The organism is Actinomadura sp. SCN-SB, assembly GCF_043906805.1.
Lineage (GTDB): Bacteria > Actinomycetota > Actinomycetes > Streptosporangiales > Streptosporangiaceae > Spirillospora.
The window spans coordinates 1-15,913 of the sequence record NZ_JBIMPP010000064.1 but is presented as its reverse complement, the minus strand read 5'-3'; the positions used below and the strand labels follow the sequence as shown (position 1 = coordinate 15,913).

Below are 15,913 nucleotides of genomic sequence, written 5' to 3'. Positions count from 1 at the left end.
GGGACGAGTGAGCGAGACGGGAGCGGTCAGCGCGGCGCGTCGACGTGAGGTCATGGACGCGTTGCGGCGCGGTACCGTGCCGCAGGCCGGCCTGGACCTGCTCGCCGTCGGCCTGGACCGGTTCACCGCGACCCTGGACGACGAGCTGGCGACCGTCGCCAAAGGGGGAGCGGCGTTCCACGCGATACGCGGCGACTACGGGGCGGGGAAGACCTTCTTCGCCCGCTGGCTTGGGGAACGTGCCAAGCGTGCGGGCCTGGCCGTCACCGAGATCCAGATCTCCGAGACCGAGACGCCGCTGCACCGGCTGGAGACGGTCTACCGCCGTCTCACCGAACGGCTCGCCACCGCCACCCACGCCGCCAGTGCGCTGCGCCCCGTCATCGACGTGTGGTTCTACACGCTGGAGGAGGAGGTCCTCGACGCCGGCGAGATCGCCGACGACGACGCCGAGGGCCTGGCCCGGGCGGTCGACGAGCTGATGGAAGAACGGCTCGCCGTCGTCGCCCGGACGACCCCCGCCTTCGCCGCCGCGCTCCGCGGCTACCGGCACGCACGCTCGGCAGGGGACACCGCCACCGCCGAAGCGCTCATCGCCTGGATCGGCGGGCAGAAGTCCGTCGCCGCCTCGGCCCGGCGGGCCGCCGGCGTACGCGGCGATCTGGACCACTTCGCCGCGCTCGGCTTCCTTCAGGGCCTGCTCACCGTGCTCCGCGACGGCGGCCACCCCGGGCTGCTGGTCGTCCTCGACGAGATCGAGACCCTGCAGCGGGTACGCGGCGACGTCCGCGAGCGTGGACTGAACGCGCTCCGGCAACTGCTCGACGAGATCGACGGCGGACGCTTCCCCGGCCTCTTCCTTGTGATCACGGGAACTCCGGCGTTCTTCGACGGGCAGCAGGGCGTCCAGCGGCTGCCTCCGCTCGCGCAGCGGCTCGCCACCGATTTCACCACCGATCCGCGCTTCGACTCCCCACGCGCGGTGCAGCTCAGGCTGACCGGCTTCGACCTGTCGCGGCTCGGGGAGCTCGGGCGCCGTGTCCGCGATCTGTACGCGTCCGCGTCCCGTCGTCCCGACCGGATCACCTCCACGGTGGACGACGCCTACATCGGGCAGCTCGCCACCGCTGTGACCGGCGGGCTCGGCGGCCAGGTCGGTGTCGCGCCGCGTGTGTTCCTGCGCAAGCTGGTCGCCGACGTCCTGGACAGGGTCGAGGAGTTCGGCGATTTCGACCCGCGCCGGGATTACGCGCTCACGATCTCGGAGAATGAGCTCAACGAGCCCGAGCGCAGCGCCGCCGCGGCCGGCGCGGGAGATGTCGAGCTGGAACTGCCGTGACCGGGGAAAACTTCAACCGGCTGTCCCCTGTGCTCGTCCACCACATCGTGAACACGCTGGGCTGGCGCTCGCTGCGGCCTCTCCAGGACGAAGCCATCGGTCCCCTGCTGGACGGCTCGGACGCGATCCTGCTGGCGCCCACCGCCGGAGGCAAGACCGAAGCGGCGGTCTTCCCCCTCCTCTCGGCCATGGAGCAGCAGGGCTGGACCGGACTCTCGGTCGTGTATGTATGCCCCCTGAAGGCGCTGCTCAACAACCTGCTGCCAAGGCTGGAGAGCTATGCCGCCTGGCTCGGCCGCACGGTCGCACTGTGGCACGGTGATGTCCCCGACTCCGCGCGGCGGCGCATCCTGCGAGATCCTCCCGACATCGTGCTCACCACCCCTGAGTCGCTCGAAGCGATGCTGGTGAGCGTCAAGGTGGATCAGCGGCGATTCTTCGCTGACCTGCGTGCCGTCGTGGTCGACGAGGTCCATGCCTTCGCCGGTGACGACCGGGGCTGGCACCTCCTGGCCGTCCTCGAACGCCTCACCCGCATCACCGGCGGGCCCATCCAGCGGATCGGATTGTCCGCGACCGTCGGTAACCCCGGCGAACTCCTGCACTGGCTCCAGGGCTCCGGGCGTGGTATCCGTCCCGCCTCGGTCATCGCCCCAGGATCAGAAAAGGGAAGCACCACCGAAGGCGCCATCGAGCTGGACCACGTGGGCTCGGTCCCGAACGCCGCCAAGGTGATCGCCGCCTTGCACCGTGGCGAGAAACGCCTGGTCTTCTGCGATTCACGGGCGCTCGTGGAGGAACTCGGCGCGGCGCTGCGAGCACGTGGCGTGACCACGTTCCTCTCCCACGCGTCCCTCTCCCTCGATGAACGGCGGCGGGCCGAGCAGGCGTTCGCCGAGGCCCGCGACTGTGTCATCGTCGCGACCAGCACCCTCGAACTCGGCATCGACGTCGGCGACCTGGACCGCGTCATCCAGATCAACGCGCCCGGCACCGTCGCCTCGTTCCTTCAACGGCTCGGGCGCACCGGTCGCCGTCCCGGCACGGCCCGGAACTGCCTGTTCCTGGCCCTCGACCATGCGGCGCTGGTCGACGCGGCGGCTCTGCTGCTGCTCTGGCGGCGCGGCTTCGTCGAACCGGTACAGGCCCCGCCCGAACCCCGGCACATCGTCGCCCAGCAATTCATGGCGCTCTGCCTGCAGGAACACAAGATCGGGCGGGGAGTGTGGCCGGAAGCATGGAACGGGCTACCGCCCTTCGACGCCGGCGCCGCGCCCATCGTCCGCCATCTCATCGACCATGGCTTCATCGAGCGGGATGGGGAGTTCCTGTTCATCGGCCCGGCCGCCGAGGAGCGCTTCGGCCGCCGCCACTTCATGGACATGACCGCGGTGTTCACCGCTCCGCCCGAGTTCACCGTCCTGTCCGGGCGCAAGGAGATCGGCAGGACCGATCCGATGCTGCTCACCGAGAAGGTCGACGGCCCGAGAGTGCTGCTCCTGGCCGGACGGAGCTGGCGGGTCACCTGGACCGACTGGAAACGTCGCCGTTGCTTCGTCGAGCCGTCCGATCTCCCCGGGCGGGCACGCTGGTTCGGAACCGCTATCGGAGGGGCGGGCTTCGCGCTGGTCCGCGCCCGCCGTTCCGTTCTCCTGGGAGAGGATCCGCAGGTCTCGATGACCGACCGTGCCGTACGGGCGCTCGCGGAAGTCCGCGATCACGACCTTGGCACCGTCCATCCCGGTGGCCTCGTCATCCGCCGCGATGGCGAGGACGTGCGCTGGTGGACGTGGGCGGGCCACCGGGCGAACGCCGTGCTGGCCGCGACCCTCGCCGGGATCGCCGACGACAAGCAGCGCTTCCAGGACGAGTGGATCCGGTTGCGCTCCGATCTGACGTCGGCCATGTGGAAGGCGGGCACGGCCGACGCCCTCGAACGTCTCTGCCTGCCCGATGTCGATGACCGGGCTCTGCGCGGATTGAAGTTCAACGAGGCCCTACCCCAGCGTCTGGCAATGGCGACGCTCGCCGCCCGCCTGGCCGATCTCGACAACGCGGCGGCGGTACTCCGCGAACCCGCACGGTTCCATGGCTGAGCGCCTCTACCTCCCACTCCCCCGCCAGCGTGAACCCAAGCCGATATGCAGCGGGAGTACGCGGACCTTGGTGGGTGCTCGTGCGGCAGCGCCGCCGAGGCACACGAATGCCGCCATTATTAGTTAATCCCGGCGTGGCGGGATCGATAAGCGGCGGGTCAACCTCTGGGGCGTCTCGGGTGTTCCCCGTGTCGCTTGATGCCAGTGCACAAGTTCGTCAGGGCGCCGCCGAACTGCGCGAGATGCTCGCTGAGATCCGTCCTGCGCTTTATCCGCAGGCACCGGCCTGAACACTCGGCAAGAGAAGGCTGCGCCGTTCGGCGAAGTTGTGGATCAAGCCGGCGTGGCGGATTCAGCGGATGTCGTCGGCGGCCTGCTGCGTTGCGGATGCGGCGGGTTCGTCCGTGTTCGGCAAGCAGTCGGAGTGCGTCGGGTGCGGTCACGATCCGCGTCGTCGCGGTCGTGTGCTGGAACCAGTCGGTGGCTCGCCCTGCCGGTCTGATCAGCCCGAGGTCGGCGTCTGCTTGGGTGTGCGGAGGCGGTCAGCCTTTGGCGCTGAGGACGTCGGTGACGGGTCGTCGCGAGCTAGGCAGGCTGTGCTCCGTGTGGCCTAGTCGCAACACCATCTGGGGATGCCCGCACCCCAGGTCCCGCCGTACCGCCGTTCGTAGGTAGGGCAATTCCAAGGGCTGGGTGTGGAAGGCCGCGCTCACCTGGGCCGTTGCCGCGTGCAGCAGGACATGCTGGAGGGCCTGTCCGGCCAGCAGCCAATCCGTCCTTCTGTCTTCGCGGGTGGTGAGCACCGCTACCGTTCCCACGGCGCGCGGATCGACTGGTCGATCAGCGTCCCGGCGACCGGCGGGGAGTGGGAATCCCCACGGCGACCCGGCGGCATGGTCGCGGCCCGGAGCCGCCCACGCATCCAGTTCGCCGGAGAAACGTGCATCAAGGCGCTGGATCGCCTGCGCCACCTGGACGTGCGCCTCCAGCAACGCCCGCTGCCGGTCATCGTGGACGATCCGTAGTCCGGCGCCTTCATGCCGGGCGATGCCTGCCAGCACGGTCGGCAGCGTGGGCGGAAGCGCGGTCGTCAAGAAGGGACCGCGGTGGGTGTGGCGGTGCCGCATCGCCCGATACAGCGATTCCTCGTATGGCCGCGGTGCCGTTCTGGCTCCCCAGGTGATTCTGGCGAGCAGATCGGGGTGGGCCGGATCGGGCAGCAGCCGTACACGCGGAGTGAAGCCCAGGTGCCGGACGGCCAGCCTCGCGTTGAACAGCGCCGCGCCACAGCTGATCACCATCTCGCGACCCGCCGCATCGGCGACACGCAGCCTTCGCGACGGATCGGCCCACAACTCCAGACCGCTGGGCCGGTCGATGAACCGCCAGGGCTGCGTGTTGTGCGCGGACGGCGCCAGGATCGCCGCGCGGACGACGAAGCGAGCCGCCTGCCCAGCCCGTACTCGTCTGGAAACCGTATCTCCACGTCCGGCCGCGGGACGTATGGCGCTGACCATGGGGATGACCTCCAACCGTGAGCTGTCCGATGCGCCCAGCGTGCCGGGAGGGGTGTCCGGCGGCACCGTCCCAAAGCCCCTCCGACCAGGGACCTTCGTCCCGAGGGCCCCGTGTACGGGCGGTGGGCATGCCGGCGACCCTGATGGTCGGCGGCGTGATCGCCTCCAGCCACGGCCAGCGGGCGGCGGCTCCGCGGGACGGGTGTCCACGCGTGTTCGCCTCATCTGGTTCGGGCGACCGCGACCGGGCAGTGGGCGTGGTGGATCACGCCGTGGCTGACCGTTCCGAGTCTGGGAACCTCGAACCAGTCGTGATCGTGCGCGCCCACGACGACCAGGTCGGCCTCGCGCGAAGCGTCGGTCAGTGCGACGACGGCGTGCTCGCGCAGCACGTCCTCGACCACCTCGACGCCCGGGTACGCCTTGCGCCGGCGGGCGTGCGCCCCGAGGATCCGCCGGTGCAGCTTCTCCTCCACGGCCTTCACGTCGACCTGCTGCCGCAGGTCGGTGATGGCATCGCCCAGCCGCCAGGCGTGCAGCACCCGGACCCGGGCCTCGCGCGCCGCGGCGGCCTCGAAGGAGTAGCCGAGCGCCACGTCGGGGTCGGCGACCAGGCCCAGGCCGACGACGATCTCGCCATGGACGGTGTCGGAGTCGCCGCGTACGACCACGACCGGACCGGCGGCGTGGGCGGCCACGCGCAGCCCGGTCGAGCCGAGCAACAGGCCGGCGAACCCGCCCAGCCCTCGGTGCCCGACCACCAGCTCGAAGGCGCGGCGGGACTGCTCGCGCAGGGCCTTGGCGGTGCTGTCGGCGACCAGTTCGGTGGTCACCTCGATGCCGGGACGGTGGTCACGGGCCAGCCGTTCGGCGGCCCGCAGGATCCTGCCGCCGGACGCGGTGACGTACCCACGCGCCCAGCAGCCCCAGCGTGACACGGGCGTCGGCATCGTCCATGCCAGGAATCCTGCCAGCACGATCGCCGTCGTCCGCGACGTAGAAAGGCGTGCGCCGACTTCGCACCGGATCGACCGTTGTCGGCTAGATTCTCGATCATGGTTCCGGGTCTCGTGTGTCTCGACCGCTGGCTGGACGAGGACGAGCAGCGGCGGCTCGTGGCGGAGATCGACGCCGCGCCCTGGTCGTCGCAGCTGCGGCGGCGAGTCCAGCACTACGGCCACCGCTACGACTACGGCAACCGCAGCGTGGGCGGCGCTCCGGCACCGCCGCTGCCCGCGTGGGCGGTCGCGCTGGCCCGGCGGCTGCACGAGGACGGCCACTTCGACCGGCCGCCCGATCAGGTGATCGTGAACGAGTACCTCCCCGGCCAGGGGATCAGCGCCCACGTCGACCGCGTCCCCAGCTTCGGACCGGTCGTCGCCTCGGTCAGCCTGCTGTCGGCCTGCGTCATGGAGTTCCTTCACCCGGAGGACGGCACGCGCGTGCCCGTACGTCTCGACGTCGGCAGCCTGTGCGTGATGACCGGCCCGGCACGCTTCACCTGGCGTCACTCCATCCCGGCGCGCAAGACCGATCCCGGACCGAACGGACGCGTGCCCCGCGGTCGGCGGGTGTCCGTGACCCTGCGCACGACCCTTTGACCGGCCTAGGTACGGGTGGCGAGCCAGGCTTTCCACGACCCGTGGACGGTGATGTCCTGACCCGAGGCGATCGCGTCGGCGGTGGCGCCGAAGCCGACCACGCGGCGGCCGTCGGAAAGTTCGACCTGGCCCAGCGTCATGGGCGCGGGGAGGGCGGCCAGGAAGCGGCCCAGCGCGCCCGGGGTGAGCTGCCAGACCTCCCCCGCGATGGACGTTCCGCCCGTGGTGACGCGGCTCATCCCGGGTTTGGGGGGTGTCGTGTCCAGCGCCGTGAGGCGGTACGCCGGGGCGGTCGTGGCCTCCCCCGCCCAGCGGGCGCCCAGGGCTCGTAGTTCCCCTTCCAGGGGCTGGCCGCGCAGATGCGCGCCGACGACGAACAGGTCCACGGCCCCGGTGATCGCGGCGGGCCACGGCAGCGGCGGGACGTCCAGGGACGGGGTGAGGTCGGCGCCCGGGAACGTCTCCGCGGGAGGGTCCGCCGGGACCATGACGCGCGAGGCGAGGTCGAGGGCGGCGGCGTCGTGGAACGCGCGGGCGACGACGGTGACGCCGAACTGGGCGGCACCGGCCTCTCCCTCGTCGACCGTCCCGGACGGGACGGCGACGGCGCACAGGTCGAGCAGGTTGCAGAAGTTGGTGTAGGTGCCGAGGCGGGCGTTGGTGCCGAGCGGGTCGGCGGCGACCTCGGCCACGGACGGGTGGAAGGGCGCGGTCGGCACGAGGAGGGCGTCGAAGCCCTCCAGCAGCGCCATGCACTCCCGGTGCAGGTCCTTCAGGCGGGCCTGGTCGCGGGAGAGCGCCGAGCCCGTGACCAGGCCCGCCCTGTGGATGATCCCCGCGACCGTCGGGTCGAGGCCGGCACCGGCGTCGTCGAGGTGGGCGTCGATGAAGTCGCCCACGGCGGCGTGCCGTTCGGCGACGAGGGCGCCGTCGTACAGCAGGCGCGCGGTCTCCAGGAAGCGGGCGAAGGGGATCGGTCCGACCGTGCAGCCATCGGCCCGGAGCCGGTCGGCCGCCGCGGTGAACGCCTCGGCCCAACCCGGCGCCACGGCGGGCAGGTCGTCCGGGATGGCGACGCGGGCCGCGTGCGGGGCGGCGAGCGGGGCGTCGGCGGGCCAGGCACGCGTCCCGGGCCCGCCCGCCATCACCGACATGGCCAGGGACGCGGTGCCCGGATCGCGGGCGAAGATCGTCACGGTGTCGTAGGAGCGGCACGCCGGGACGACCCCGTCCGTGGAGACGGTGCCGAGGGTGGGCTTGATCCCCACGATCCCGTTGAACGCGGCCGGGACGCGCCCGGACCCGGCGGTGTCGGTGCCGATCGCGATGTCGGCCTCGCCCGTGGCGACGGCCACGGCGGACCCGGACGACGACCCGCCGGACACATGCGTGGCGCGGTGGGCGGACCGCACGCGTCCGTAGGGGCTGCGCTGCCCGACGAGACCCGTGGCGAACTGGTCGAGGTTGGTGGCGCCGACCAGTGCCGCGCCGGCGGCCCGCAGCCGCGCCACGGCGGGCGCGTCCGCCGCGGCCGGTCCCTGGGCGAACCCGGGGCAGGCGGCGGTCGTCGGGACGCCCTGGACGTCCACGTTGTTCTTGACGGCCAGCCGCAGCCCGGCCAGCGGACCGGTGGCCGCGCCGGCCGTGACCTCCGCTTCCGGCAGGCGCCAGATCCACGCCTCGGGACGCGGTGACCCCGCGTCCGCGGCGAGCCGCCGCGCGCCGGTCGTGGTCTCGGTGGTCATTCCGCCCCCTCCGCGTGCGGCGCCAGCACCACGAGCGCCTCGCCGGGGGCGACCTGGTCGCCCGCGCCCGCGAGGATCGCGTCGACGACGCCCGCGCGGGGAGCCGTGATGGGTGCCTCCATCTTCATGGCCTCCAGGGTGACGAGGGTCTGCCCGGCCTCGACGACGTCGCCGGGCGCGACGTCGACCTTCCACACGTTGGCGACGAACGGCGCGTCCACGCGGGTGCCGCCCTCGGGGACGTGGACGTCCACCGGCGCGGGCACGGTGGCCTCCTCCGCGGCCGCCGCGCGCTCGAACTCGCCCGCCGCCTCCCACGCGTCGCGTTCGGCGCCGAACGCGGCGGCCTGGGCGGCGCGGAACGCGGCGATGGACTCGGCGTTCTCTTCCAGGAACCGCTCGTGCTCGGCGAGGGAGAACGTCCCCTCGGCGGCCTCCAGCCCGCGGCGCCCGGCGGCCACGTCGGCGCGGATGTCGAGGAGTTCCTCGGCGGAGACGGGATACCAGGAGATCCGATCGAAGAACCTGAGCAGCCACGGGTCCCGGCCGTCGTCGGGATGCCTGCGCCAGACCTGGTGGGTGCGCCCGACGAACTGGTAGCCGCCGGGGCCCTCCATGCCGTAGACGCACAGGTAGGCGCCGCCGATGCCGACGGAGTTCTCCGCCGTCCAGGTGCGGGCCGGGTTGTACTTGGTCGTGACGAGGCGGTGGCGGGGGTCCAGCGGGGTCGCGACGGGCGCGCCCAGGTAGACGTCGCCGAGGCCGAGCACGAGGTAGGTGGCCTCGAAGACGGTCGCGTAGACGTCGTCGACGGAGTCCAGGCCGTTGATCCGGCGGATGAACTCGATGTTCCAGGGGCACCAGGGCGCGTCGTCGCGCACGCCGGCCATGTACCGCTCGATGGCCTCGCGGGTGGCGGGATCGTCCCAGCTCAGCGGCATGCGGACGGTGCGCGAGGGCACGGTGAGCTCGGAGACGGGCGGCAGGGACCGCTCGATCTCCTCCAGCAGCCCGAGCAGCGCGGGCACGGGCAGCACGGACGGGTCCACGTGCACCTGGAGGGAGCGGATGCCCGGCGTGATGTCCAGGACGCCGCGTTCGGCGCGTTCCTCCAGTGCGGTGTGCAGGGCGTGCACGCGGGCGCGCAGGCGCAGGTCGAGGACCATCTCGCCGTACTCCACCAGGACCGAGTCGTCGCCCTGGCGCCGGTAGGTCACCGCGGGGCCCGACGTCTCGCCGTCGCCGAGGCGGCGCAGCACGCCGTCGTCGCCGTCCCCGCCCGGGACGAACGAGGGCGGCGAGGGCAGATCGAGGCCGCGGGGATCGGGCGCGTCCGCGAGCCGGACGGGCACGAACCGCACGGTGTCGCCGGGACGCAGCTGCCCCAGCTTCCAGCGGTCGGCGGAGACGACGGTGAGCGGGCACACGAACCCGCCGAGGCTGGGACCGTCCGGGCCGAGCAGGATGGGGGTGTCGCCGGTGAAGTCCAGGGCGCCCACCGAGTAGGGGGTGTCGTGGATGTTGGACGGATGCAGGCCGGCCTCTCCGCCGTCCGGGCGGGCCCAGGCCGGTTTGGGTCCCATCAGGCGCACGCCCGTGCGCGCGGAGTTGAAGTGGACCTCGTAGTCGGTGGCGTAGAGCCCGTCGATGTCCGCGCGGGTGAAGAACTCGGGGGCCGCGTGCGGGCCCTCGGTGACGAGCAGTTCCCAGTGCGTGCCGAACCGGGGACGGCGGGATGCCGGGACGGGCGCGGTTTCCGCGCCCTCTGTGTCCCCGCGCGTCCGCAGGACGTCCCCTGGACGCAGGGCGCGACCGCCGTGGCCGCCGAACCCGCCCAGGGTGAACGTGGCCGTCGACCCCAGATAGGCGGGGACGTCCAGACCGCCGCCCGCGAACGCGATGTAGGTGCGCAGCCCGGCCTCGGGAGCGCCCACGTCCAGTGTGGCGCCTGCCGGTACGCGCACCGGCTCCCACATCGGGACCGCAGCCCCGTCGACGGTGACCGGGGACGGGGCACCGGCCACGCACACGGTGGTGTCGTGGGTGAAGGTGAGTGCGGGGCCGCCCGCGGTGCACTCCAGGCCGGCGGCGTTCTCGTCGTTGCCGAGCGCGAGGTTGGCCAGGCGCAGCGAGCGGTCGTCCATGGCGCCCGACGGCGGCACGCCGACCTGCCAGTGGCCCAGGCGGCCGTCGGCGTCCTGCACGGTGGTCATGAGGCCCGCGCGTCCCACGGTGATGCGGGGCTCGGGGTCTCCCAGGCCGGTCAGGGTGGACGTGGTGTGCTCGGCGGCCCGGAACTCGGGCAGGCGCACGGCGGCGCGCAGCATCCCGAGGTTGACCTCGATGCCGTCCAGGCGGGTCGCGGCGAGCGCGCCGCCGAGGCGGCCCAGCGCGTCGTCGCGGTCGGCGCCCGTGGCGATGACCTTGGCGAGCAGGGGGTCGTAGGCGGTGGTGACGTCGGTGCCCGTCGTGACCCACGCGTCGACGCGGACGCCGTCCCCCTCGGGCAGGTCCACGCGGGTGAGCGGGCCCGCGGACGGGCGGAAGCCGTTGGCCGGGTCCTCGGCGTAGACGCGGGCCTCGACGGCGTGGCCGCGCACGGGCACGGCGCCCGTCCGCACGTACGGGGCGAGGAAGGCGGCGTCGCCACCGGCCAGGCGCAGCATCCACTCGACGAGGTCGATGCCGGTGACCTGCTCGGTCACGGGGTGCTCGACCTGGAGGCGGGCGTTGACCTCCAGGAAGGACGCCTCCCGGCGCTCGGGGTCGTAGACGAACTCGACGGTCCCCGCCGACCGGTATCCGATCCCGGCGGCCAGGGCCCGGGACGAGTCGTGCAGCCGCCGCCTCACCTCGGCGGGCAGCGCCGGGGCGGGCGCCTCCTCGACGACCTTCTGGTTGCGGCGCTGAAGGGAGCAGTCGCGGTCTCCGAGGGTGACGACGCCGCCCGCCCCGTCCCCGAAGACCTGGACCTCGACGTGGCGGGCGCTGGCGACGTACCGCTCGGCGAACACCCCGCCGGAGCCGAAGGAGCGCTCGGCCAGGGACGTGACGCGGGCGTAGGCCGCGCGCAGCTCGGCGGCGTCCCGGCACACGCTCATGCCGATGCCGCCGCCCCCGCCCGTGGCCTTGAGCATCACCGGGTACCCGATGCGCCCGACCTCGGCCACCGCGTGCTCGGCGTCCCGGAGCAGGCCGGTGCCGGGGAAGACCGGCACGCCCGCGGCCACGGCCGCCGCCCGCGCCGTGTGCTTGTCGCCGAAGGCGCGCAGTTGCGCGGGGGTCGGGCCGACGAACACCATTCCGGCGCCCTCGACCGCCTCGGCGAAGTCGGCGTCCTCGGACAGGAAGCCGTAGCCGGGGTGGACGGCGTCGGCGCCGGTCTCCTTGGCGGCGCGCAGCACGGCCTCGGCGTTCAGGTACGACTGCGCGGGCGCGGCGGGGCCGAGCAGGACGGCCTCGTCCGCGGCCAGGACGTGCGCGGCGCCCCGGTCGGCCTCGGAGAACACGGCGACGGTGCGCAGGCCGAGGGATCTGGCGGACCGGATCACGCGGCAGGCGATCTCGCCCCGGTTGGCGACCAGGACCGTGGAGACGCCGAGCCGCCCGTGTGACCGGTCAGCCACGGTGCACCACCATCTCCACGCGGGACGGGTCGAAGCCGTTGCAGGGGTTGTTGATCTGCGGGCAGTTCGACACCACCGCCAGCGTGTCCTTCTCCGCGCGCAGCGACAGGGCCAGGCCGGGCGCGGAGATGCCGTCGACGATGCCGAGCGCGCCGTCCGGGTCGACCGGGACGTTCATGAACCAGTTGATGTTGGAGACCTGGTCGCGCTTGCCCATCCCGTACTTGGACAGCTCGTTGATGAAGTTGTCGGCGCAGGCGTGCTGGGCGTAGGTGTGGTGGCCGTAGCGCAGCGTGTTGGACTCCCGGGAGCAGGCGCCCCCGAGGGTGTCGTGGCGGCCCACGCCGTCGGCGGCGATGACCAGCAGGGCCTCGCCCTCGTTGTCGCGCAGGACGGAGCCGGTGGTCAGGAACACCGAGTCCTGCTCCTGGAGCGTGGCCTGGGCGCTGTACGCGCGCGAGTGGTCGTGGGCGTCGTAGGCGAGGAAGTCGACGGCCTGGTTGCCGTCCAGGTCCACGATGGTCAGGACCTCCCCCGCCTTCAGGACGCGGGACCAGGGGGCGCGGGGGGGCACGGTCTCGCGGTGGACGATCGCGCCGAACCGCGCCGCGGCCGCGGTGATGGACGCCTCGGCGGCGGCCGGGTCGCCCGGGGTCTTCGTGCCGAGGTGGGTGACGCTCATCGGGTGCTCCGTCCTGCGCGGTGGTCGGCGGTGTTCTCGAAGGCGCGGCGTCCCTCGGGGGTGGCCGTCCACTCCGGGTCCTCGGGGGTGGTGACGCGGTCGCGCCAGGCCAGGACCTCCAGCGCGCCGCAGGTGTACCGCTCGCGCGGGTCGAGGGGGTGGGCGGCGTTGGCGACGAGCACGACGACGGGCAGCTCGGTGCGCAGCGTGACCTGCGCGCCCGCCCCCGCCGACCCCTGCCAGACGGGACGCCCGTCGTCGATGCGCACGCCCTGGAAGAACGAGATCGCCGGGGGCACGTCGCGCCGCTCCAGGCCGTTCTTGAGGGCCCCGTTGACCAGGAGCTCGCGTCCGGCGGGGCTGGGGCCGTGCACGGAGCCGTCCCCGTAGCGGCGCTCGTTGCGGGCCTTGGTGGACGCGCCGTAGATCGTGTCGTGGTGACCGGAGGTGTCCTCGACGATCGTCGCGAGCACCCGTGCCTGGTCGCTGAGCAGCAGGTAGCCCGCGCGCGGGTACACCTGCCACTGGATCTTGGCGGTGTCGGCGATGTTCAGCCGCTCCCACGGCATGTCGGCGTGGTACAGCACGACCTGCGCGCAGGCGTCACCGGTGACGTCGGTCAGGCGCACCCGCATGCCGGGAGCCAGCACGCGGTGGGCGTAGCCGCCGCCGGGCAGGCGGTCGCTCCAGACGACGTCCTCCGGCGCGACACCGTCCGGGACGTCGGTCTGCGACGAGGCCGGGACGGTCGGCGCGGCGTAGACGACGGTCCCCTCCTGGGCACGGGCGTGTTCCCTGGCTCCTGCCGTCGTGGCGGTCGCTGCGGGCACGGCTTACCTCCTCCGACTTTCTGTCGATCAACAGAAAAGTGAAACCGGCGCGGTGACGCGCCAGATCTCAGACGTGTGAACGGCATGTAAATCGGCGATCCTGCTACGTTCCGTCCATGGCAGGACGCGGACGCCCCCGGACCAAGGGCCCCTCTCTCTCGGGCAGCACGGAGCAGGACATCCTGGACGCGGGGGCCGACCTCTTCTGCACGGCGGGGTTCGGCTCGGTGAGCACCTACCGGCTGGCCAAGGCGGCGGGCATCTCCCAGGCGACGCTGTACCACTACTTCGCCAACAAGCACGAGGTGCTGCTCGCCCTGCTCCTGCAGACGGTCCGGCCGTCGATCGTCATGGCGGAGCGGATCGCCGGCGAGAACGGGCTGCCGCCCCGCGAGCGGCTGCGCCGCCTGTGCGCCTACGACGCCGACCTCCTGGCGACCAGCCCCCGCAACCTCGGCGCGCTCTACCTGCTGCCCGAGGTCGCCGACGAGGCCCTGTCCCCCTTCCGCGCCGAGCGCGACCGCCTGGTCGGCGCCTACCGCGCCCTGGTCGAGCAGTGCCTGCCGGACGCTCCGGAGCCCGAGCACGGGGCCGTCGCCGACCTCGTGTTCGGGCTCGTGGAGAGCGTGATCCTGTGCCGTCAGCGCGCGGGCGGCGCCCCGATGCCCGCGGGCACCGGGGACCGCATCGCCGAGGCCGCGCTGAGGATCGTCGGCCGCTGAGCGGCCGGTCACACCCCGGCGACGGGCACGCCGCCCGGGGCCTCCGGCTCGGGCACGTCCACCACCCGGTAGTCGAAGGACCGCAGGTCGCGCTCCTCCTCGTCGCGCGAACGGCTGGCCAGCGAGGCCAGGACGAACGCGGCGAGGCCGAGCGCGCCGGCGAGCAGCGTGGCCCATCCGTCGAACCCCTCCCCCACCAGTCCGTTCTCGACGTGGAAGAGGTCGTTCGGCAGGCCGTAGAGGGTCGGGGTCAGCGCGAGGAACACCAGCCGGACGACCAGCCCCACGCCCATGCCCACCAGCGCGCCCATCGCCGTCGACCGCCGCCAGAACACCCCGAGCAGGAACGGCCCGATCAGGCAGGCCAGCATGAGGTCGAACGCGAGCGTCAGCAGGATGCCGGTCTGCGAGACCCGTACGGCCAGGAGCGTGGCGCAGACCGCGACGGGCAGCATCGCGATGCGCACCCACCGCAGCAGCGGGTCCTTGCGGCCCGGCTCGACGCCGCGCTTGAGACCGGCGATGTTGCGGACCGTCACCGCCGAGGTGGCCAGCACGGCGCCCGACCCGGTGGAGAACGACGCGGCCACGACCCCGGACAGCACGAGCACGGCGAGCAGCACCGGCGCCCCGCCGTCGAGCAACTGGTAGATGACGGGCCCGTCGGCGGGCTTCAGCCCGAGCTCGGCGGCGCCGGTCAGCGCGATCAGCGACCACACCACGCCGATGAGCGCGGTGAAACCGGCGCCGACGAAACAGGCGCGGCGCGCCGCCTCGGGACTGCGGGCGCCGAAGATGCGCTGCATGAAGTCGATGGCGACCAGGTCGCCGATGCCGAGCGAGACCAGCGTCGCCCAGTTGATGGCGGCGCCCTGCGCCGGATCGGTCAGCTGCCCCAGGTCGAAGGGCCCGGCCCCGTCCGGGACGCTGATCCCGTGGTCGGCGACCACCCAGCCGAACAGCGCGAGGGTGGCGCCGATGGTGATGGCGGCCTGGATGACGGCGGTGTAGACGTCCGAGAACAGCCCGCCGCCGACGGTGTAGGCCAGGATGAGCGCGATGGCGACGACGACGCCCAGCTCGTAGGGGACCCCGGCGAACCTGTCCATCAGGAACCCGAGGGCGACCAGGTTCCCGGCCAGCAGCACGGTGAACGCCACGACCATGAGCACGCCCGCGCCGACCTCGACGCGGCGCGTGTAGCGGCGCGCGAAGAAGTCCGCGAGGGTCATCAGCCCCATCCGGTTCATCGGCTTGGCCAGGAAGAGCCCGGCCAGCAGCAGGCAGATGGCCAGCCCCAGCGCCAGCGAGGCGCCCGCCCAGAACCCCAGGTCGGCCGACAGGTCGGTGTTGCCGATGGTGGCGTTGGAGTCGACGGCGGCGGTGGCCAGCGCGACCGACACCAGCGGCACGCCGAGCTGCCGCCCGGCGACGAGATAGTTGGTGGAATCGCCGTCGACGAAGCGGGCCACCGCGATGCCGACCACGAGCACGAGCAGAACCGTCAGGCCCACCCCGGCGATGATCATTCGTCCTCCTGGACGCCCGAATTTCTGTCAAGCGACCGATAGTCGCGTCCAGTTAGCCCGCCTGCTGTTACGCCGGAGGCGGCCCCATGCAACAGCCAGGTAAACCAGTCCTCACAGCCCCCGCGCGCCGGGGGTGGGTGGCTCAGGTCTCCGGAAGAGGTCGCTCAGGTCCGCACCATCGCGCTTTCAGTCGCGGAGTTCGAACGCCCAGTCTCCGGGGCTTCCG

General features: G+C 72.7%; 11 protein-coding genes. 4 read left to right on the top strand and 7 right to left on the bottom strand.

Annotated features, from left to right (window positions below):
* The first annotated feature begins 7 nt into the window (after window positions 1-7).
* Together brxD and ACGWYJ_RS30945 are read left to right on the top strand one after the other, a co-directional pair.
* The gene (gene brxD, locus ACGWYJ_RS30950) at window positions 8-1,339 is read left to right on the top strand and encodes a BREX system ATP-binding protein BrxD (protein ID WP_395109985.1); all 1,332 of its coding nucleotides are present in this window, start codon (window positions 8-10) and stop codon (window positions 1,337-1,339) included.
* Complete coding sequence (locus ACGWYJ_RS30945) at window positions 1,336-3,435, top strand: DEAD/DEAH box helicase (protein ID WP_395109984.1); 2,100 nt, start codon at window positions 1,336-1,338, stop codon at window positions 3,433-3,435. The genes brxD and ACGWYJ_RS30945 overlap by 4 nt, the downstream gene beginning before the upstream one ends.
* A gap of 542 nt (window positions 3,436-3,977) precedes the next feature.
* Here ACGWYJ_RS30945 and ACGWYJ_RS30940 read toward each other — a convergent pair.
* Both ACGWYJ_RS30940 and ACGWYJ_RS30935 read right to left on the bottom strand, forming a co-directional pair.
* On the bottom strand, window positions 3,978-4,967 hold the full coding sequence (locus ACGWYJ_RS30940) for an Acg family FMN-binding oxidoreductase (RefSeq protein ID WP_395109983.1): 990 nt from the start codon (window positions 4,965-4,967) through the stop codon (window positions 3,978-3,980).
* Window positions 4,968-5,173: 206 nt separating this feature from the next.
* Window positions 5,174-5,929 (bottom strand): universal stress protein, encoded by a 756-nt coding sequence (locus tag ACGWYJ_RS30935; protein ID WP_395109982.1) that lies wholly within the window; start codon window positions 5,927-5,929, stop codon window positions 5,174-5,176.
* A 78-nt stretch (window positions 5,930-6,007) separates the two neighbouring features.
* Between ACGWYJ_RS30935 and ACGWYJ_RS30930 the strand changes: the two genes are divergently transcribed.
* On the top strand, window positions 6,008-6,553 hold the full coding sequence (locus tag ACGWYJ_RS30930) for an alpha-ketoglutarate-dependent dioxygenase AlkB (protein WP_395109981.1): 546 nt from the start codon (window positions 6,008-6,010) through the stop codon (window positions 6,551-6,553).
* Window positions 6,554-6,558: 5 nt separating this feature from the next.
* On the opposite strand, the gene atzF is transcribed toward ACGWYJ_RS30930, so the two are convergent.
* From atzF to ACGWYJ_RS30910, 4 genes are read right to left on the bottom strand one after another with little or no spacing between them, the layout of a single operon-like run.
* Window positions 6,559-8,298 carry an allophanate hydrolase gene (gene atzF / locus ACGWYJ_RS30925; RefSeq protein ID WP_395109980.1) on the bottom strand — a complete coding sequence of 580 codons (1,740 nt, stop codon included), beginning with the start codon at window positions 8,296-8,298 and terminating at the stop codon, window positions 6,559-6,561.
* Window positions 8,295-11,924: an urea carboxylase gene (uca, locus tag ACGWYJ_RS30920; protein ID WP_395109979.1), complete on the bottom strand. Its 3,630-nt coding sequence runs from the start codon at window positions 11,922-11,924 to the stop codon at window positions 8,295-8,297. The genes atzF and uca overlap by 4 nt, the downstream gene beginning before the upstream one ends.
* Entirely contained in the window at window positions 11,917-12,606 is a 690-nt protein-coding gene (locus tag ACGWYJ_RS30915; protein WP_395109978.1) for an urea amidolyase associated protein UAAP2, read from the bottom strand. The genes uca and ACGWYJ_RS30915 overlap by 8 nt, the downstream gene beginning before the upstream one ends.
* Entirely contained in the window at window positions 12,603-13,436 is an 834-nt protein-coding gene (locus ACGWYJ_RS30910; protein ID WP_395109977.1) for an urea amidolyase associated protein UAAP1, read from the bottom strand. The genes ACGWYJ_RS30915 and ACGWYJ_RS30910 overlap by 4 nt, the downstream gene beginning before the upstream one ends.
* Window positions 13,437-13,552: 116 nt before the next feature.
* Here ACGWYJ_RS30910 and ACGWYJ_RS30905 point away from each other — a divergent pair, with 116 nt between their 5' ends.
* Window positions 13,553-14,158, top strand: a complete 606-nt coding sequence (locus ACGWYJ_RS30905) for a TetR/AcrR family transcriptional regulator (RefSeq protein WP_395109976.1) — start codon at window positions 13,553-13,555, stop codon at window positions 14,156-14,158.
* A gap of 8 nt (window positions 14,159-14,166) precedes the next feature.
* On the opposite strand, the gene ACGWYJ_RS30900 is transcribed toward ACGWYJ_RS30905, so the two are convergent.
* Window positions 14,167-15,687: a sodium:solute symporter family protein gene (locus ACGWYJ_RS30900; RefSeq protein WP_395109975.1), complete on the bottom strand. Its 1,521-nt coding sequence runs from the start codon at window positions 15,685-15,687 to the stop codon at window positions 14,167-14,169.
* Between the last annotated feature and the right edge of the window lie 226 nt (window positions 15,688-15,913).

Excerpts from the sequence above, each read along its gene's own strand:
- ACGWYJ_RS30930 (WP_395109981.1), top strand. The coding sequence starts at position 6,008 with ATGGTTCCGGGTCTCGTGTGTCTCGACCGCTGGCTGGACGAGGACGAG.
- atzF (WP_395109980.1), bottom strand. The coding sequence starts at position 8,298 with ATGACCACCGAGACCACGACCGGCGCGCGGCGGCTCGCCGCGGACGCG.
- ACGWYJ_RS30915 (WP_395109978.1), bottom strand. The coding sequence starts at position 12,606 with ATGAGCGTCACCCACCTCGGCACGAAGACCCCGGGCGACCCGGCCGCC.
- ACGWYJ_RS30905 (WP_395109976.1), top strand. The coding sequence starts at position 13,553 with ATGGCAGGACGCGGACGCCCCCGGACCAAGGGCCCCTCTCTCTCGGGC.
- ACGWYJ_RS30900 (WP_395109975.1), bottom strand. The coding sequence starts at position 15,687 with ATGATCATCGCCGGGGTGGGCCTGACGGTTCTGCTCGTGCTCGTGGTC.